The 18,081-nt window shown below is 67.4% G+C and carries 18 protein-coding genes; 6 read left to right on the top strand and 12 right to left on the bottom strand.

Features of this window, described 5'->3' with window-relative positions; all coding sequences use genetic code 11:
- Nucleotides 1–2 precede the first annotated feature (2 nt).
- Nucleotides 3–1,040 (top strand): NAD(P)H-dependent glycerol-3-phosphate dehydrogenase, encoded by a 1,038-nt coding sequence (locus tag LYSHEL_RS05720; RefSeq protein WP_213436571.1) that lies wholly within the window; start codon nucleotides 3–5, stop codon nucleotides 1,038–1,040.
- 51 nt (nucleotides 1,041–1,091) lie between these two features.
- Here the strand turns inward: LYSHEL_RS05720 and LYSHEL_RS05715 are convergent, their stop codons facing one another.
- Together LYSHEL_RS05715 and LYSHEL_RS05710 are read right to left on the bottom strand one after the other, a co-directional pair.
- Nucleotides 1,092–1,703 (bottom strand): outer membrane beta-barrel protein, encoded by a 612-nt coding sequence (locus LYSHEL_RS05715; RefSeq protein WP_213436569.1) that lies wholly within the window; start codon nucleotides 1,701–1,703, stop codon nucleotides 1,092–1,094.
- 205 nt (nucleotides 1,704–1,908) lie between these two features.
- On the bottom strand, nucleotides 1,909–2,466 hold the full coding sequence (locus LYSHEL_RS05710) for a porin family protein (protein ID WP_213436567.1): 558 nt from the start codon (nucleotides 2,464–2,466) through the stop codon (nucleotides 1,909–1,911).
- A 287-nt stretch (nucleotides 2,467–2,753) separates the two neighbouring features.
- Between LYSHEL_RS05710 and LYSHEL_RS05705 the strand changes: the two genes are divergently transcribed.
- Together LYSHEL_RS05705 and LYSHEL_RS05700 are read left to right on the top strand one after the other, a co-directional pair.
- Nucleotides 2,754–5,018, top strand: coding sequence for a carbohydrate binding family 9 domain-containing protein (locus LYSHEL_RS05705; protein WP_213436565.1), 2,265 nt, complete (start codon nucleotides 2,754–2,756; stop codon nucleotides 5,016–5,018).
- The gene (locus LYSHEL_RS05700) at nucleotides 5,000–6,025 is read left to right on the top strand and encodes a TraB/GumN family protein (protein WP_213436563.1); all 1,026 of its coding nucleotides are present in this window, start codon (nucleotides 5,000–5,002) and stop codon (nucleotides 6,023–6,025) included. Before LYSHEL_RS05705 ends, LYSHEL_RS05700 begins: the two co-directional genes overlap by 19 nt.
- Nucleotides 6,026–6,029: 4 nt before the next feature.
- Here the strand turns inward: LYSHEL_RS05700 and ubiE are convergent, their stop codons facing one another.
- The gene (ubiE, locus tag LYSHEL_RS05695) at nucleotides 6,030–6,791 is read right to left on the bottom strand and encodes a bifunctional demethylmenaquinone methyltransferase/2-methoxy-6-polyprenyl-1,4-benzoquinol methylase UbiE (RefSeq protein ID WP_213436561.1); all 762 of its coding nucleotides are present in this window, start codon (nucleotides 6,789–6,791) and stop codon (nucleotides 6,030–6,032) included.
- A gap of 78 nt (nucleotides 6,792–6,869) precedes the next feature.
- On the opposite strand from ubiE, the gene LYSHEL_RS05690 reads away from it, so the two are divergent.
- Nucleotides 6,870–7,379: a cupin domain-containing protein gene (locus LYSHEL_RS05690; protein ID WP_213436559.1), complete on the top strand. Its 510-nt coding sequence runs from the start codon at nucleotides 6,870–6,872 to the stop codon at nucleotides 7,377–7,379.
- A gap of 1 nt (nucleotide 7,380) precedes the next feature.
- On the opposite strand, the gene LYSHEL_RS05685 is transcribed toward LYSHEL_RS05690, so the two are convergent.
- From LYSHEL_RS05685 to hslV, 4 genes are read right to left on the bottom strand one after another with little or no spacing between them, the layout of a single operon-like run.
- Complete coding sequence (locus LYSHEL_RS05685) at nucleotides 7,381–7,851, bottom strand: DUF2269 family protein (RefSeq protein ID WP_213436557.1); 471 nt, start codon at nucleotides 7,849–7,851, stop codon at nucleotides 7,381–7,383.
- Nucleotide 7,852: 1 nt separating this feature from the next.
- Nucleotides 7,853–9,151, bottom strand: a complete 1,299-nt coding sequence (locus LYSHEL_RS05680) for an SDR family oxidoreductase (RefSeq protein ID WP_213436555.1) — start codon at nucleotides 9,149–9,151, stop codon at nucleotides 7,853–7,855.
- A 37-nt stretch (nucleotides 9,152–9,188) separates the two neighbouring features.
- Nucleotides 9,189–10,565 carry an ATP-dependent protease ATPase subunit HslU gene (gene hslU, locus LYSHEL_RS05675; RefSeq protein WP_213436553.1) on the bottom strand — a complete coding sequence of 459 codons (1,377 nt, stop codon included), beginning with the start codon at nucleotides 10,563–10,565 and terminating at the stop codon, nucleotides 9,189–9,191.
- A complete protein-coding gene (hslV, locus tag LYSHEL_RS05670) occupies nucleotides 10,565–11,104 on the bottom strand; it encodes an ATP-dependent protease subunit HslV (protein ID WP_213436551.1) in 540 nt (179 codons plus the stop codon). The genes hslU and hslV overlap by 1 nt, the downstream gene beginning before the upstream one ends.
- A gap of 194 nt (nucleotides 11,105–11,298) precedes the next feature.
- Between hslV and LYSHEL_RS05665 the strand changes: the two genes are divergently transcribed.
- The gene (locus LYSHEL_RS05665) at nucleotides 11,299–12,045 is read left to right on the top strand and encodes a M23 family metallopeptidase (RefSeq protein WP_213436548.1); all 747 of its coding nucleotides are present in this window, start codon (nucleotides 11,299–11,301) and stop codon (nucleotides 12,043–12,045) included.
- Between the two features lie 5 nt (nucleotides 12,046–12,050).
- Nucleotides 12,051–13,214 (top strand): OmpA family protein, encoded by a 1,164-nt coding sequence (locus tag LYSHEL_RS05660; RefSeq protein WP_213436546.1) that lies wholly within the window; start codon nucleotides 12,051–12,053, stop codon nucleotides 13,212–13,214.
- A gap of 5 nt (nucleotides 13,215–13,219) precedes the next feature.
- Here LYSHEL_RS05660 and xerC read toward each other — a convergent pair whose 3' ends face one another.
- Genes xerC through LYSHEL_RS05635 form a run of 5 tightly spaced genes read right to left on the bottom strand, consistent with a single transcriptional unit; the run spans nucleotide 13,220 to nucleotide 18,066 of the window.
- Nucleotides 13,220–14,089, bottom strand: coding sequence for a tyrosine recombinase XerC (gene xerC, locus LYSHEL_RS05655; RefSeq protein WP_213436544.1), 870 nt, complete (start codon nucleotides 14,087–14,089; stop codon nucleotides 13,220–13,222).
- A 16-nt stretch (nucleotides 14,090–14,105) separates the two neighbouring features.
- Nucleotides 14,106–14,780, bottom strand: a complete 675-nt coding sequence (locus tag LYSHEL_RS05650; RefSeq protein ID WP_213436542.1) for a DUF484 family protein — start codon at nucleotides 14,778–14,780, stop codon at nucleotides 14,106–14,108.
- Nucleotides 14,777–15,637, bottom strand: coding sequence for a diaminopimelate epimerase (gene dapF, locus LYSHEL_RS05645; RefSeq protein WP_213436540.1), 861 nt, complete (start codon nucleotides 15,635–15,637; stop codon nucleotides 14,777–14,779). Before dapF ends, LYSHEL_RS05650 begins: the two co-directional genes overlap by 4 nt.
- Before the next feature lie 10 nt (nucleotides 15,638–15,647).
- Complete coding sequence (lptM, locus tag LYSHEL_RS05640; RefSeq protein ID WP_213436538.1) at nucleotides 15,648–15,902, bottom strand: LPS translocon maturation chaperone LptM; 255 nt, start codon at nucleotides 15,900–15,902, stop codon at nucleotides 15,648–15,650.
- Nucleotides 15,903–15,915: 13 nt separating this feature from the next.
- Nucleotides 15,916–18,066, bottom strand: a complete 2,151-nt coding sequence (locus LYSHEL_RS05635; protein ID WP_213436536.1) for a S9 family peptidase — start codon at nucleotides 18,064–18,066, stop codon at nucleotides 15,916–15,918.
- Nucleotides 18,067–18,081 lie beyond the last annotated feature (15 nt).

Raw genomic sequence — 18,081 nt, 5'->3', positions numbered from 1 at the left:
CCATGGCGACCGCAGACCCGGCGCAACTGCCCGCCATCGCGGTCCTCGGCGCGGGCTCCTGGGGCACCGCGCTGGCCGCGCTGATCGCGCGGCACGGGCATCGCACGGTGTTGTGGGGCCGCGACGCGCAAGCGGTCGCGGCCATCGACGCCACGCACGAAAACGCACGCTACCTGCCCGGCATCGCATTGCCGGCGTCGTTGCGCGCCACGCACGACCTCGGCGATGCCTTGCGGCATTGCGACCTCGTGCTGGTCGTCGTGCCTTCGCACGCCTTCGCTGAAACGCTGCGTTCGCTCGCGCCGCACCGGCCCGCGCACGCGGGCGTGGCGTGGGCGACGAAGGGTTTCGAACCGGGCTCCGGGCGTTTCCTGCACGAAGTCGCGAACGAAGTCCTCGGCGACGGCGTGCCGCTCGCCGTCGTCACCGGGCCGTCGTTCGCGAAGGAAGTCGCGCAGGGATTGCCCACCGCGCTCACCGTGCACGGCGCCGATCCCGACTTCGCGCAACAAGTGGCCGACGCATTGCACGGCCCCGCATTCCGCGCCTACACGGGCGACGACATGCTGGGCGCCGAACTCGGCGGTGCGATGAAGAACGTGCTCGCGGTGGCCACCGGTGTCGCCGATGGCATGCAACTCGGCCTCAATGCGCGCGCGGGCATGATCACGCGCGGGCTCAACGAAATGCTGCGCCTGAACGCCGCGATCGGCGGCAAGGCGGAAACGCTGATGGGCCTCGCGGGCCTGGGCGACCTGGTGCTCACGTGCACCGGCGACCTGTCGCGCAATCGCCGGCTGGGCCTCGCGCTCGGGCGCGGGCAGAGCATCGAGGACGCCGTGCGCGAGATCGGGCAGGTCGTCGAATCGATCCAGACCGCGGACGAAGTGATCCGCCAGGCGGACCGGCACGGCATCGAACTGCCGATCTCCAGCGCGGTGCGTGCGGTGTTGCACGGCGAAATCACGCCGGCGGAGGGACTGCAGCGCCTGTTGTCGCGCGACCAGAAACCCGAATATCCCGACGGCCTGTTCGGCTGACGAAAAAAAAGCCCGGCATGCCGGGCTTTTTCTTTCATCGGGACGACGCGATCAGAAGTTCGCGCGCAGGCCGATCGAGTACATCTTGTTGCCGTTGCCGACTTCGGCATCGGCGACCGCGCTGAACATCGGGGTGAACTTCACTTCCACGCCGAAGCTCGGGGTGAACTCGCTCTTGAAGTCCGAACCGTCGGTGTAGTTCACCTTGAAGGTGCCGTTGACGTGTTCGTTGAACGCGCCGCGGAAACCGGCCGAAGCGCGGTAGCCGTCAGCGTGGTCGTCGGCGCTCACGCCGAGCAGCGACACGTCGACGCCCTGGCGCAGCCAGCTCAGCTCGACGATCGCGTCGGCATTGTCGGCGACCGACTTGTGCCAGCCGAAGCCGAGCTGCGTTTCGTCGAGGTCGATGTCGATGAAGTCGTTGTTGCTGGTCTTGTTGTACGCACCGAACACGTGGAACTGGTCGGCGATTTCGTACGAGCCCTTGACGCCCCAGCCCTTGAAATCGATGTCGGTGTTCATGTCCACGTCCATGTTGCGGGCAACGTAGTCGCCTTCGACGTAGGTGTAGCTGATGCCGTTGGTGTTGGCGGTGTTCTCGGCGGCAGAGGCGCCGAAGGAGGCGGCGGCCAAAACGGCGGCCGCGAGAAGCGTCTTCTTCATTTAGGTACTAAATCCTTGATTTGATTGGAACCGTCTTTTAGGCGGCGGGCGCACGGTAACAAAAAGTTCACAAGAACAAACATGCCCTTCGGCCTAGTGCCGGAACTCCGTTCAGCGTGCGCAAAAAAAGAACCCGGCCGAAGCCGGGTTCCGTTCGCGACCCCGCAGGGGGGAGGGAGCAGTGTCGCGAATCCCGTGGGTGCGATTACCAGCTCAGGCGCGGGCCGACGAACCACTGCGTGTCGCCGCTGACGAACTTGACGTCGCCGGCGATGCCCCAGTTCTGGTTGAACTTCACCTGCGTGCCGAGCTTGGCGTAGAACTCGCCGTTGCTGTGTTCCAGGTCGCCGTAGCCCGCGCCCGCATAGCCTTCGAGCATCGGCGTCAGTGCGGCGCGCACGCCGACTTCGGCGGTGTAGCCATCGTGCTTCTGCGACATGCCGCCGAAGTCGACCGATTGGTAGGCGACCTGCGAAACGAGGTCCACCTTCTGCGACAGCGTGTGGTTGTAGCCGACGCCCAGGTGCCACTGGTCGAAATCGGCGCCGTAGATGTTGTCCACGTTCTGGTCGGTGTAACCGCCGAAGACATGGAAGCTGGGGTGGAAGGCCCACGAACCATTGACCGCCCAACCATCGGCGTCGCCGCCGGTGTCGGTCTTCATGTAACCGCCTTCCACGTAGTTGTAGGAAATGCCGTCGGCGGCGGACGCAGCGAACGGCACGGCAGCAAGCAGCATCAGGGCAAGCAGGGAACGCTTCATTCGGAACCTCTTTTTTGTGGGGACTCGGCGCGAAGCGTCGAGCGGCGGCGATTCTGCGCAAGGGCACGCAACACGTGATGAACCTCACCAACGCGCTGTGCGGAACTTTCGAAACCCCTGCAGGTCGGTGGCGCTCGCTGCTCTCGGCACGTGGCGCGATGACACCACGCAGCCCCCGCGCCTCCCATGCGCCCTTGAGGCGAGAAAGTTCGTACCGGAACGCAAGCCATCCCGGCACCCGACTTCCGGCACGTTCGCATTGACGCCTGCATCGCCATCCTCCGCGCATGCCTCCGAATTCCCTGAAGGGCGCGCGCCTGCTCGCCCTGTTCATCGCGGTCGTGCCCGCGTTTTCGTCCACCGCCCTCGCCCAGGCCGCGTCCGCGCCGGCGGGCACGCCGCCCGTGGGCGAGAAAGTCGTGCGCGCGATCCCGCGCGTTGCCACGGACATCGTCGTGGACGGCGTGCTGGACGACGCCGCCTGGGCGCAGGCCGCGACCATCGACCTGCCGTTCGAGGTGACGCCCAACGACAACACGCCCGCGCCGGTGAAAACGACGGTGCGCGTCGCGTACACCACCGACGCGCTGGTCATCGCCTTCCACGCCGAGGATCCGGATCCGTCGAAAGTGCGCGCGTTCCTGCGCGATCGCGATTCGCTGTACAGCGACGACTTCGTCGGCGTGATGCTGGATACGTTCGACGACCAGCGCCGCGCGTACGAATTCTTCGTCAACCCGCTGGGCGTGCAGGCCGACCTGATCAAGGAAGAAGCCACCGGCAACGAAGACGACAGCTGGGACGGCCTGTGGACCAGCGCCGCGCGCATCACGGACCAGGGCTACGACGCCGAGATCCGCATCCCCTTCGCCACGCTGCGCTTCCGCGACACCGACGACGTGCGCCGCTGGGGCGCGACGTTCCTGCGCATCCGCCCGCGCGACTTCCGCTACCAGTACTTCAGCAATCGCGTCGAACGCGGTTCGCGCTGCCTGACCTGCACCTTCGACAAGGTGGAAGGCTTCGAAGGCGTGAAGCAGGGCAGGAACCTCGAAATCACGCCGACGCTGACGATCATCGACGCCGAAGAACGCGATCGCCCGAACGGCGAATGGCATGGCGACGGCACCAGCTTCGAACCCGGCGTCGACGTGGCGTGGGCGCCGAGCCCCAACCTCACGCTCAACGGCACGATCAATCCCGACTTCTCGCAGGTTGAAACCGACCAGGCGCAGCTCGACCTCAACACGAGTTTCGCGTTGTTCTTCCCGGAGAAGCGCCCGTTCTTCCTCGAAGGCGCGGATTACTTCACCACGCCGCTGCAGGTGCTCTACACGCGCCAGATCGCCGATCCAGACTACGGCGTGCGCGTCACCGGGCGCAACGGATCGCAGGCCTACGGCGTGATCGCCGCGCAGGACGCGACGACGCAGTTGCTGGTGCCGGGCGTGCTCGGTTCGTCGTTCCGGTTCCTCGACCAGGAAGCCACCGACTTCGTCGGCCGCTATCGCTACGACCTCGACGCGCACACCAGCATCGGCGCCGTGGCCACGTACCGCGGCGGCGACGATTACCACAATGCCGTCGGCGGCGTGGATGCGCGTTACCAGAAGGACGAACACACGCTGCGCGGCCAGTGGCTGCGCAGCGAATCCGAATATCCCGACGGCCACGCGCTACCCGACACCGCACCGAAGGGCGACGCGCTGTACCTCAACTACAGCTACGGCAACCGCACGTGGCGCGGCAACGCGACTCACGTGGCGATCGATCCGGGCTTCCGGTCGGACCTGGGCTTCATCACGCAGGTCGGATACGACAAGTCGACGATCGGCGGCGGCCACACGTGGTTCCTGCCGAAGGGCAGCACCGTCAGCCGCATCGAGTTCAACGGCGACTGGGACATCACGCATCGCTACGACGGCCAGCTGCTGGAACGCGAAGTCGAGGGCTACCTGTCCGCGCGCGCGTCGCGCCAGGGCTACTACGAACTCGGTGGCGGTTCGCGCGTGCGCTTCTGGAACGACCAGCTGTTCGACGAGGATTTCTGGTCGTTCTATTTCGAAGTGACGCCGTGGCCGTCGCTGAAGGTGGGCGGCACGTACGAAGGCGGCGATCGCCTCGACCTGGTCGCTTCGCGCGAAGGGCGCGTGTTCGAGATCGAACCGTTCGTGGAAGTCGACATCGGCCGCGGCATCAACCTCAACCTCAACTACACGCAGCAGCGCCTGCGTCGCGACGGCGGCACCGCGTTCGATGCGCGCGTCGTCGACGGCCGCGTGAGCTGGCAGTTCGATCCGCGCCAGCGCCTGCGCCTGTCGGTGCAGGGCAGCCAGGTCGATCGCAACCAAGGCCTGTACACCGTGCGCGTGCCGCAGCGCGGGCGCGACGTCGCGGGCCAGTTGCTGTATTCGTACAAGCTCAACCCGCGCAGCGCGTTGTACGCGGGCTATTCCGAAGGCGGTTACTCGGACGACGAGATCCGCGACATCTTCGACAATTCCCGCAGTCTCTTCTTCAAGGTGAGCTACGCATGGCAACCCGGCGCGTGAAGTGGATCGTGTGGTGCGGCTTGCTCGCCAGCGTCTCCGCCGGCGCGCAGGGGCAACACGCGCCCGTCGCCGCGCCGGCACCCGCCGCGCTGCCCGCCGTCACCGTGCGCGCGTTGCCGCAGGCGGTGCCGGTGTGGGAGTTCGAGCGCAACGGCAAGACGCTGCGCATCCTCGGCACGCTTTCGCCCGCGCTGCCCGACAAGCAATTGCCTAAGGAAGCGATCACGCGCGAAGTCGCGCGCGCGCAGGCCGTGCTGACGCCGATCGGATTGCGCATCACCGCCAACCCCGGCTTGTTCCAGATGGCGCTGATGCTGCCCGGCATGCGCAAGGTGGACTACAACCCCGACGACAAGACGCTGGCGGACATCCTGCCGCCCGCCGACCTCGCGCGCTGGAATGCGCTGCGCGATGCGTTCCTGAAAGGCGATCGCAACGCGGACCGCTTCCGCCCCGTGGTGGCGTCCGACAAGTTGTTCGAAGCGGCGGCGAAGCGCACCGGCCTCACCGCGTCGCACACCATCGAACGCGCCGTGTTCGACATCGCCAAGGATCGCGACATCCCGATCGAAAGCGCCGCCTATAACCTCACGCTCGACAAGCCGCGCGAAGCGCTGAAGGCGTACAACGCCAGCACCATGGATGACGTGGCGTGCCTGCGCATGGTGATGGGCCGCGTCGAGCGCGAATTGCCCACGCTGGCCGATCGCGCGGACGCGTGGGCCGTCGGCGATCTCGAAACGCTGCGCACGTTGCCGGTGCAGGACCACTTCCTCACCTGCATGAAGCCGTGGCTGGACAGCGCGGTGGCGAAGTTCGTGGACCTGAAGGACGTGGAAGCGAAGGTCGACGACACCTGGCACGCGATGGTGCTGAAGTCGCTGGCGAAGCACGATCGCGTGCTGGCGCTCGTGCCGATCGATCGCATGCTGGACAACACGGCGCTCGCCGATCGCCTGGCGCGCGAGGGGTTCAAGCTCGTGTCGGCGCCGACGCCGGCGCCCTGATCGATCAGACCTTGTAGCCGGTGTGGATCGCGACGATCCCGCCGTTGAGGTTCTTGTAGGACGTGCGCACGAAGCCCGCGGTGTCCATCATCGCTTTCAGCTGGTCCTGCGGCGGATGCTTGCGGATGGATTCGGCGAGGTACTGGTAGCTCGACGCATCCTGCGCGAACAACTGCCCGAGCTTCGGCAACACCTTGAACGAGTGGAAGTCGTAGAGCGGCTTGAACCACTGCGCCTGCACTTCGGAAAACTCGAGCACGCGCGCCTGGCCGCCGACCTTCAGCACGCGGTGCATCTCGCGCAGCGCGGCGTCCTTGTCGGTCACGTTGCGCAGGCCGAAGGCGATGGTGACGAGATCGAAGCTCGCGTCGGGGAACGGCAGCGACTCGGCATTGCATTGCACGTACGACAGGCCGCGCACGCTGCCGCGGTCGATCATGCGGTCGCGGCCCACGCGCAGCATCGCGCCGTTGATGTCGCCCAGCACCACTTCGCCCGCGTCGCCGACGCGATCGCGCAGCAACGCGGCGATGTCGCCGGTGCCACCGGCGAGGTCCAGCACGCGATCGCCAGGCGCGACTTGCGCAGTGCCGACGAAGTAGCGCTTCCACGCGCGGTGGATGCCGAGCGACATGAGGTCGTTCATCAGGTCGTACTTGCCGGCCACCGACGAGAACACCTCACCGACGAGCTTCTGCTTCTCGCCGGTGGGGACTTCGCGGAAGCCGAAGTGGGTGGTGCCGCGCGAATCGCTGGGTTCGTTCATGCGGCGGATTATCGCCCGCGGCCGGTCGTCTGCGCGTGCTGCGTTGATCCGCACACCCCACCCCGGAGGAGGAACGCCGTGAAACCGTCGATGCTCTTCACCGCCGCGCTGGTGCCGGCGCTCGCCCTGGCCCAGTCCACGCCCCCCGAGCCGCCGCCGCCCGACAAGCCCGCGATGGCCGACGCCGCCAACACGCACGCGATGGTCCATGCCGCCGACACCAAGTGGGGCCCGGCGCCGCCGGCCCTGCCGAAGGGCACGCAGGCCGCCGTGCTCTACGGCGACCCCGGCAAGGCCGGGCCGTTCACGATCCGCCTGAAATTCCCGGCCGGCGGCAAGGTGCCGCGTCACTGGCATCCCACGGATGAGCAGGTCACGGTGATCGAAGGCGACTTCGCCCTGTCGATGGGCGAGGGCGCGAACGTGCATGACGGCGCCTTCGTCGCCGGCGACTACGTCAACCTGCCCGCGAAGATGCAGCACGCCGCGTCGACGAAGGGCGGCGCTGTCGTGCAGGTGGTCTCGACTGGACCGTTCCAGATCACCTACGTCGATCCGAAGGACGATCCGCGCAACGCCAAGCCCTGAGTCAGCCCACCGGCTTGGCGATCATCAACCAGAAGATCGCCATGACCGACGCGAACGCAGGCCATCCCAGCCAGAACCACCACCGCATCGCGCGGTGGTAGGCCGGCGGCAGCGGCGCGTCGTGTTGCGCGGCGTGCCGCGCGAGATCGCGCGCGCGCACCTGCAACCACAACACCGGCAACCAGCACGCGCCGACCAACACGAACAGGAACAGGGCGCTGCGCACCCAGTACACCGACAGCGGCATGCCCAGCGCATGCGCGAGCCACAGGCCGCTCGCGAGTTGCACGACGACGGCGGGCGCGGTGAAGCACGCGTCGGCGATGACCACCGTGCGTGCGGTGTCGGCGATGGCCTTCGCATCGCCGCGCCGGTGCGCCATCCAGAAGAAGAACGCGATGCCGAGGCCCGTGCCGAAGAGCAGCGTGGACGACAGCACGTGGATCCATTTCACGAGCAGGTAGGCCGTCATGTCATCTCCGGTCCGCCAGCACCCACGCGACCGCGAGCGCAGGCAGGACGACAAGGTTCTTCGCGAGGCCGCCCAGCGGTTCGAGCCACAGCGCGGGCAGGGCGATGCCGAACACGAGCGTGTAAGCGAGCACGCTGAGCCCCATCAACCCGAGGGCGAGGCGCGGCCGCCAGCCGATCGCGAGCCAGGCCGCGAGGATCAAGTCGAGCCACGCACTCGCGCGCGCCAGCGAGACGGCGTCGCCCAGCCACGACCCCGACGCCATCGCATGGAGCTGTGCGTCGGTGGCGCGCAATCCCGCGATCCCCGACAGCACCCACAGCGCGATGATCGACGCGCGCAATGTGGGCGCCAGGAAATACAACTGCGCCTGCCAGCGATCCTGCACCTGGCTGGCCGCGCCCGCGAGCACGACATCGAGCGCGCGCGGCGCCACGCCGAAAGCATCGCGCACGTGTGCATGCGCATCCGGCTGCGTGACGTTCCCGCGCCGGAGCATGCGCCACATGGTCTCGCCCACCGGCCCGCGGCCGAGGCGTTCCCACAACCAGACCTGCGCGCTGACCAGGCCCCCGGGAACATGCACTTCGCGCGTGCCGGGAATGCGCAACCAGCGACGCCACGTCGCCTGGTAATCGGCGAGCCGCATCGGAACAGGGCCGCCGACTTCGAAGACACCTCGCACGGTGTTGCCTGCCGCCGCGACGACAAGTTCGGCGAGATCGTCCATCGCCACCGGTTGGATCGCCCATTCGCCACGCCCGGGCAACCATTGCGCGCCGGGGAAGGCGGCCAGCGCGCGCAGCAACGACGTCCCGCCATACGAACCCGCCGCTGCATACACGATGGACGGTCGCAGCACGACGGCATCGAGCGGCAACGCCAGCAATGCGTCATCGAAGGCGTGTTTCGACGCGATGAACGCGCCGTCTTCCGGCGCCCCCAGCGCGGACACCTGCACGAAGCGCCGCACGCCGCACGCGACGCAGGCTTCCGCGAGCGCCAACGGCCCGCGCACGTGCAAGGCATCGAAGGTCTGCGGCCCGGCTTCGCGCAGGATGCCGGCCGCGTTGACCACGATATCGACGCCGGCCAGCACCGGCACCCAATCTTCCGGGCGCGTCATGGTGGCGAGGTCGATGGGGCGTTCGTCCGCGGCGGGTGCGCGACCGCTGACCCGCACGCCGAGCACCACGCCGAACCCCGCGCGCCGCAGCGCCGCGGCCACGTGGCCACCCAGGAATCCATTGGCGCCGATCACCAGGACGGTGCGGCGCGGGCCCGCTTCGGGAAAGGACATGCGCGAACGCTAGCAGCGATCGCGCAGGTTGCGAAGCTCAGAGGATGTAACGCGACAGGTCCGGGTCGAGCACCAGTTCGCCCAAGTGCTGGTCCACGTAGGCGCGGTCGATCGTCAGCGACGTGCCGTCCTTGTCCGGCGCCTCGAAGCTCAGCGTGTCCAGCAAGCGCTCCAGCACGGTGTGCAGGCGGCGCGCGCCGATATTTTCCTGGCGATCGTTCACCTGTTCGGCGATGTCGGCCAGGCGCTCGATGGCATCGTCGGAGAACGTCAGTGCCACGCCTTCCGTCTTCAGCAGCTCCACGTACTGGCGCGTCAGCGCGGCGCGCGGTTCGGTCAGGATGCGCACGAAGTCGTTCTTGCTCAGCGCCGACAACTCGACGCGGATCGGGAAGCGGCCCTGCATTTCCGGAATGAGATCGCTCGGCTTGGCCAGGTGGAACGCACCGGAGGCGATGAACAGGATGTGGTCCGTCTTCACCGGCCCGTACTTGGTGCTCACCGTCGAACCTTCGACCAGCGGCAGCAGGTCGCGCTGCACGCCTTCGCGCGAGACATCCGCGCCGTAGCCTTCCGAACGCTTGGCCACCTTGTCGATCTCGTCGATGAAGACGATGCCGTGCTGTTCGCACGCGTCGATCGCGGCGGCGCGCACATCGTCTTCGTTGACCAGCTTGCCGGCTTCCTCTTCGATCAGCAGCGGGCGCGCGGCCTTGATGGTCAGGCGCTTGGCGTGCGTCTTGCCGCCCGCCACCTGCGAGAACATCTGGCGGAGCTGCTGGCCCATTTCCTCCATGCCGGGCGGCGCCATGATGTCGACGCCGACGTTCACCGCGACTTCCAGTTCGATCTCGCGCTCGTCCAGCGCACCGGAACGCAGCTGCTTGCGCAGCTTGGCGCGCGTGGCATTTTCTTCCGGCGAGACTTCCTCGGCGTGCTCGTCGTTGGTGAACCCGAACACCGTGGCGACCTGGCGCTTCGGCAGCAGCGCGGACAGCAGGCGGTCTTCCGCGCGCTCTTCGGCCTGCGTGCGCACGCGCTGCTTGGCCTGTTCGCGATACATCTTCACCGCGGTGTCGGCCAGGTCGCGCACGATCTGTTCGACGTCCTTGCCCACGTAGCCGACTTCGGTGAAGCGCGTGGCTTCCACTTTCACGAAGGGCGCGTTGGCGAGCGTCGCCAGGCGGCGCGCGATCTCGGTCTTGCCGACGCCCGTGGGACCGATCATCAGGATGTTCTTCGGCATCACTTCATCGCGCAGGTCGGGCTCCAGCTGCATGCGGCGCCAGCGATTGCGCAGCGCGATGGCGACGGCGCGCTTGGCGGCCTGCTGGCCGATGATGTGGCGGTCGAGTTCCTGCACGATCTCGCGCGGCGTCATGGTGGAGGAGGTGTGCGCAGCGAGGTTGTTCATCAGAGTTCTTCCACCACGATGTTGCGGTTCGTGTAGATGCACACGTCGCCGGCGATGTTGAGCGATTCGGTGACGATGGATTTCGCGTCCAGCGTCGTGTGGCCGACCAGCGCGCGCGCCGCGGACAGCGCGTAGGGGCCGCCGGAACCGATCGCGATGATCCCGTCCTCGGGCTCGATGACATCGCCGGTGCCGGAGATGATCAGCGAGGTTTCCTTGTCGGCCACGGCCAGCAGCGCTTCGAGCTTCCCGAGGCGACGCTCGGTGCGCCAGTCCTTGGCCAATTCCACCGCGGCGCGGGTGAGTTGCCCGTGTTTTTCGAGTTTCGATTCGAACAGTTCGAACAACGTGAACGCGTCGGCGGCCGCGCCTGCAAAACCGGCGAGCACCTGGCCGTCGCGCCCCAGGCGGCGCACCTTGCGGGCGTTCGCCTTCATCACAGTGTTGCCGAGCGTGACCTGGCCATCGCCACCGACGGCGACCTTGCCGTCGCGGCGGACGGACACGATCGTGGTGGCGTGGAAGCGGGTGGGGTCCATGGGGGGTGGGCTCCAGTGGGGGTCTGCCTGAGTTGGGGACGGGCGCGAGGGGATCAAGCGGCCACGGTCGCTTGCGCCCAGGCCTGGGTAGGGACGATTCCGATATCCGCGACGGAAAAATTGACGAAAAGCCGCCAACCGCTCGGCGTAAATTCCGCGAGGCAGGCCGGGACGGGTCCCGCAAACTTTTTCGCATGCCCACTTCCACGCCCTTGCGCCATCCCTGGCGCAGCATTGCTGCGGCCGCGCTCCTGCTCGGCGGCTGCATTGCAACTGCCGTCGCCGCGCCTCCCGGTGAAGACGACGCCCGCGCGCTGCCCGACAAGGCCGCGTCGGGCGGCCTTGTCCCGGGTGCAAAGCCGGTGGTCGATCTCGTGCAATCCCTGCTGGCGATGCCGCTCGAAGTTGCGCGCGTGACTTCAGGTTTCGCGATGCGTCGCCACCCGATCAAGAAGCATCGCCACCATCACGCCGGCGTGGACTTCGCCGCGCGACACGGCGCGCCGGTCCGCACGGTGGGCGATGGCGTGGTGGCGTTCGCGGGCACGCAGTCCGGCTACGGCAACGTCATCTACATCGAGCATGGTCTTGGTGGTCGCACCACCGTGTACGCGCACCTGGATCGCATCGACGTGCGCAAGGGCCAGCACCTCAGGCAGGGCGACACGATCGGCACGGTCGGCAGCACGGGCCTGGCCACCGGCCCGCACCTGCATTTCGAAGTGCGCGAAGGCGGCAAGCCGATCGATCCGATGTCGCTGGCCTACGAGGCCGTGATGGATCCGCGCACGCCGATGCCGCAAGCACACGACGCAATGGCGCAAGCGCTGCCCGACACACACGCAATGTCGGCGCAATGCGTCGGCCTGCTGCAGAAGGCCTCGCTCGAGGCCCTGGATTCCGACGAACTCGATCTCTTGAGACAGGGGTGTATCCGATGAAAACGATGTCCGTGAATTACGTATTCGCACTGCTGGTCATGCTGTTGTTGTCCGCGTGCGCGACGAAACCCGTTGCACCCGCGACACCGCTGCCCTTTCCGCAAGCCGTGACACAGGCGACCGATGCCCTCATGGCGCAAGCCCAGTCCGGCCCCGCGTTCCTGTCGTTCGGATCGCGCGGGGTCGTCCACGACCCGACGCTGGACGCAGAAAGCGGCCAGCAGACCGGCGTGACGCGCCAGCTCGACACCGCCATCGCCGCGCACATCGGTGCGCGCTACAAGCAATTCGACGTGCTGCCGTTCCGCTCGGCCAACCTCGCTCGCGCGGATTACCTGCTCACCAGCACGATGGCACGCGCCGCGCACGCCAGCGGCCCCGCGTTGCGCTTGGAACTCGCGCTCGTCGAACTGAAGACCGGCACCGTCGTCGCGCAGACCTCGATCCTCGCGCAGGACGCAGCCCTCGACCACGCCCCGCTGCCGTACTACCGCGACAGCCCGGTGCTGGTGAAGGACCAGGTCATCGAAGGCTACGTGCGCACCGCGTCCACGCCGCGCGGGCAACGCGGCGACGCGTACTACCTCGATCGCATCGCGACCGCCACGCAGGTGGAAGAAGCCACCGACCTCTACAACCAGGCGCGCTATCGCGAAGCGCTGGGCGAATACCGCAGCGCGCTCGCGGCCCCGGCGGGCGAACAGCTCCGCGTGCTCAACGGCATCTACCTGGCGACGGCGAAGCTGGGCCGCGCGGAAGAAGCGGAACAGGCCTTCGGCCGCGTGGTCGCCATGGGCATCGCGTATCGCCAGCTCAGCGTGAAGTTCCTCTTCAGCCCGGGCACCACGCAGTTCTGGATCGATCCGCGCATCAACAGCCCGTATCCGATGTGGTTGCGCCAGATCGCGCGCGAAAGCACCGAGGCGAAGGTGTGCATGGACATCGTCGGCCACACCAGCCGCACCGGGAAGGCGTCGGTCAACGACGCGCTGTCTTTGCGTCGCGCGAAGGACATCCAGCGCCGCCTGGTCGCCGAGTCGCGCGAGCTCGCCGCGCGCACGCACGTCAGCGGCATGGGATCGCGGCACAACCTCATCGGCAGCGGGACCGACGATGCCATCGACGTGCTGGACCGCCGCGTCGAGTTCCGCATCGTTCCCTGCAAGTAACGGGCTTACTTCTTCCGCTTCGCCCGCGGATGCGCCCCGTCGTACACCTTCGCCAGGTGCTGGAAATCCAGGTGCGTGTAGATCTGCGTCGTCGAGATGTCTGCGTGGCCGAGCAGTTCCTGGACGCCACGCAGGTCACCCGAAGACTCCAGCACGTGGCTCGCGAAACTATGTCGCAGCAGATGCGGGTGCACGCGCTTGAACAACCCTTGTCGCTGCGCGAGCGTGCGCAACCGTGCCTGCACGCCGCGCGGCGACATCCCGCCGTTGCGGCCGGGGAAGACATGCGTGTCGCCATCCGCGCGTTGATCCGCCTTCCACTCGGACAACGCCGTGCGCGCGAATGAGCCCACCGGCACGCTGCGCTGCTTGTTGCCCTTGCCGAGCACGGTGACGAGCCCGACGGTCAGATCGAGGTCGCGCCAGCGCAACGCGCACAGTTCCGACAGGCGCAGGCCGGACGAATAGAACAGCTCCAGCAACGCGCGATCGCGCAGCCCGAGCGGCGCATCGGTCGGTACTTCGACCAGCGCCTTCGCTTCGTCCGGATCCAGCACCTGCGGCAACTTGCGCGGCGCCTTCGGCGCACGGATCGGTTGCGCGGGATTCGCCTGGATGCGCCCATGCTTCAGCAACCAGCGATAGAAACTCCGGCACGCCGACAACCGCCGCTGCAAACTCTTCGGCGACAGCCCGCGGCGATGCTCGCTCGCGATGAACGCGCGCAATTGTTCCGTGTGCAGGGTCTGGACCTCCGCGCCCTGCGCGTCCGCCCACGCCTTCAGTCCATCGAGGTCGCGGCGATACCCGTCCAGCGTGTGCGGCGACATGCGCCGCTCCACTTGCAGGTGCGCGAGGTAGTCGTCGATCGACATGGCGGCGTGCGCCGCGTCAGCCCGGGTAGCGTTGCAGCGCGACCGCGAGTGCGTCGCCCATCATGCGCAGGAACAGCGTGCCCATGCCCGGGAAGAAGCGGTTGGCGTCGCGGCTGCCTACGGCGATCAGGCCGATGCCGTCGATCGACAGCAACGCGCTCGACTGTACGTCGTCCGCACGCATGCCGTACAGCAACGCGTGCTTGTCGGGGTGCAGGCGCCCGCAGATCGGTTCGCCTGCGCTGATCGCATCGCGGAACGGCGCAAGGCGCACGTCATCCGCCGGCAACACCTGCAACCAGTCCGCGTCGTCCAGTCCGGCGACCGGCTTGAACAACACCACGCGCACCAGGTCGCCCTGGAAATCTTCCTGCAACGCCGCCGCCATCGCGCGCAAAGTACCGGCCGCGCTGTCCTGCCGCATCAAGCCCAGCGCGAGCTGGTGCGTGCGCACGGCGAGGCGTTCGTTCTCCTGCGCGTTCGCGAAGAGTTCCTGCAGGCGGCGTGCGAGTTCGCGGTTCTTGTCGCGCAGCACTTCCAGCTGGTAACTGGCGAGCGACGCCGCGGGGCCTTCCTCGCGCGGCACCACCAGGCTCAGCGCCAGGTCGGGGAACTGCTTGAGGAACGTCGGATGCCGGCGCAGCCAGGCGGCGACTTCGTGCGCGCCGAGTTTCTCGGTCGTGTCGATCATGGCAACCACTCCCCTTCGAAGACGAACGTGGCCGGACCGGCCATGAAAATCGGGCCCGTTTCATCGGGCCACGCCACCTGCAACTCGCCGCCGGGCAGCGACACCACGACGTCGCGATCCACGCGCCCGCGGCGCATCAGGATCGCCGCCGCCGCGCACGCGCCGCTGCCGCACGCGAGGGTTTCGCCCACGCCGCGCTCGTACACGCGCAGGCGGATGCGGTCGCGCGATTCGATCTGCGCGAAGCCCACGTTCACCGATTCCGGGAACAACGCTTCGCGCTGCAACGCCGGCCCCTGGATGCCCACGCGCGCGGTGTCGACATCGTCGACCACGAGCAACGCATGCGGATTGCCCATCGACGCCGCGCCGATGTGCAGCGCCTGTCCGTCGAGGTGCACCGCATATTCGTCGGCGGCCTGGGCCACGCCGTGCATCGGGATGCGCGCGGGCTCGAAGTCCGGCACGCCCATCGCGATGCGATAGCGCCCGTCGGGCAACACATCGACTGCATGCGTCCCGGCCGGGCTGTCCACTTCGAACCGCGGCGCACGCGCGACACCATCGCGCACCAGCCACGCCGCAACGCAACGCGCGCCGTTGCCGCATTGCTGCGCCTGCGAGCCGTCCGCATTCCAGATGCGGTAGCTCGCCGCGGCGTTCGCGCTGCGCGGCGGCTCGATGGTGAGGATCTGGTCGCAGCCGACGCCCGCGTGCCGATCGGCGAGGCGCCGGCACAGCGCCGCATCGGGCGCCGGCTGGCCGTGGCGGAGGTCGACCACGACGAAGTCGTTGCCGGCCCCGTGCATCTTGCTGAAACGCAGGCCGTGCCCGCCTGCCGCGTGCGGTTGCGTCATCGGTGCGGGCTCAGCGGGGCTTGCCGGGGGTCCCATCGTCGTCTTCGGCGGACGGCGGTGTCGCCGGCATCGTGGTCGCGGGGGCCGCCGGCATCGTGCTCGCCGATTCGGCGGGCATGGTGCTCGCCGCTTCCGCGGGCATCGACTGGACCGGCGTTTCCGGTGGGGTCTGCGGTTTGGGCACCGGGATCAACGGCCCCTTGTTGCCGCACGCAGCGAGCGGCAACACGAGGAGCAGCAGGGAAGCGAGTCGGATCGGTTTCATGACGCGCAGTGTGTCATTTCGTGGCGGCGGCGTGTTGGGCGGGCGCCTCGGCCACGCCCAGCTGGTCGAGCAGGAACGCGTACATCTCCGACTGTTCCTTGTACCGGCGGAACCGCCCCGACTTGCCGCCATGCCCCGCATCCATGTTGATGCGGAACAGCACCGGGTGCTCCGGACCGGAGGTGTCCAGGTCGCGCAGGCGCGCCACGTACTTGGCCGGTTCGAAATACTGCACCTGCGAATCCCACAGCCCCGTGCCCACGAACATCGCCGGATACGCTTGCTTGCTCAGGTTGTCGTACGGCGAGTACGACAGCATGTAGTCGTAGTAGTCCTTCTTCTCCGGGTTGCCCCACTCGTCGTATTCGTTCGTCGTGAGCGGGATGCTCGGGTCGAGCATCGTGGTCACCACGTCGACGAAGGGCACCTGCGACAGGATCACGCGATAGCGGTCCGGCGCCATGTTCGCGATCGCGCCCATCAGCAGGCCACCGGCGCTGCCGCCGTAGGCCGCCACGCGGTCCTTCGACGCATAGCCTTCCTTGACCAGGAAATCGGTGACGTCGATGAAGTCGGTGAACGTGTTCTTCTTCTTGAACAGGTGCCCGTCGTCGTACCACTGGCGCCCCATTTCCTGGCCGCCGCGGATGTGCGCGAGCACGTACACCATACCGCGGTCGAGCAGGCTCACCACCGGCAGGTTGAAGCCCGGATCGGTCGACGAGCCATAGCTGCCGTACGCGTACTGCAACAGCGCCGCCGTGCCGTCCTTCTTGAAACCTTTCTTGTAGACGACCGACACCGGCACCTTCGTGCCGTCGCGCGCCGTCGCCCACAGGCGTTCGGTCGTGTACAGCGACGGGTCGTAGCCGATCACCGGATCGCGCTTGAGCTGCTTGCGCTCGCCGGTCTTCGTGTTGAGTTCGTACACCGTGGCCGGCGTGGTCATCGACGTGTAGGTGTAACGCAGCCAATCGGTGTTGGGCTCCGCGTTGACCGACAGGCCCATGCCGTACGCGGGTTCGTCGGCCTTCACGTATTCGGACTTGCCGTCGGCGCGCAGGAGGCGCAGGCGCTCCAGGCCGTCGCTGCGTTCGGAAATCGCGGCGAAATCGTCGAACAGCTCGAAGCTGTCGATGAACACCTTGTCGCTGTGCGGGATCCAGTCCTTCCAGTCCTTGCGCGACGTCGACCCGTCCGGTGCGGTGACGAGCTTGTAGTTCTTCGCGCCGTCGGCGTTGGTGCGGATCACCCAGCGGCCGCCATGGTGGTCGGCTTCGTATTCCACGTCGCGCTGGCGCGGGGCGAGCACGACGAATTCCTTCGGATCGGCGGCCGGCGCGCAGCGCGCTTCGCTCGACACCGTGCTGTCCACGCTGATGCACAGGTACTTGTCGTCGCGCGTGCGGCCAACGCCCATGTAGAAGCTGTCGTCCTTCTCCTCGTACACCAGCACGTCGTCCTTCGCCGGCGTGCCGACCACGTGCTTCTTCACCTTGGTGGTGAGCAGCGTGGTGGGATCGTTCTCGACGTAGAACAGCGTCCTGTTGTCGTCCGCCCAGACCAGGTTGGGCGACACGCCCGGCACTTCGTCGCTGAAGGTTTCGCCGGTGGCGAGGTTGCGGAACTTGATGACGTACTGGCGGCGGCCCACGGCGTCTTCGGCCCAGGCGAGCATCGTGTTGTCCTGGCTGACTTCCCAGTCGCCCACGCTGAAGTAGTTCTTGCCCGCGGCCATCACGTTGACGTCGAGCAGGACTTCCTCCGGCGCATCCATCGTGCCCTTGCGACGCGCGTAGATCGGATAGTCCTTGCCGGTCTCGAAGCGCGAGTAGTACCACCAGCCGCGCTCGTGGTACGGCACCGAGCTGTCGTCCTGCTTGATGCGGCCCACGATCTCCTCGTACACCTTTTCCTGCACGGGCTTCAGGCGCGCCATGTACGCGTCGGTGTACGCGTTCTCGGCGTTGAGGTACGCGAGCATCTCCGGGTTCTTGCGCGTGTCGTCGCGCAGCCAGTAGTACTCGTCATTGCGCTCCGCGCCGTGCGGCGCCTTCACGACATGCGGTTTCTTCGCCACGTCGGGCGGTTGCGGGAGGTCGGCGGCGTGCAGTTGGCTGGTTGTCATGAGGGCGATCGAAAGCAGGCAGGGGGCGATTTTCATGCGGGCTCCGTTAGC

The organism is Lysobacter helvus, assembly GCF_018406645.1.
In the GTDB taxonomy this organism is placed as follows: domain Bacteria; phylum Pseudomonadota; class Gammaproteobacteria; order Xanthomonadales; family Xanthomonadaceae; genus Noviluteimonas; species Noviluteimonas caseinilytica.
This window is presented reverse-complemented; position numbering and strand designations above follow the sequence as displayed.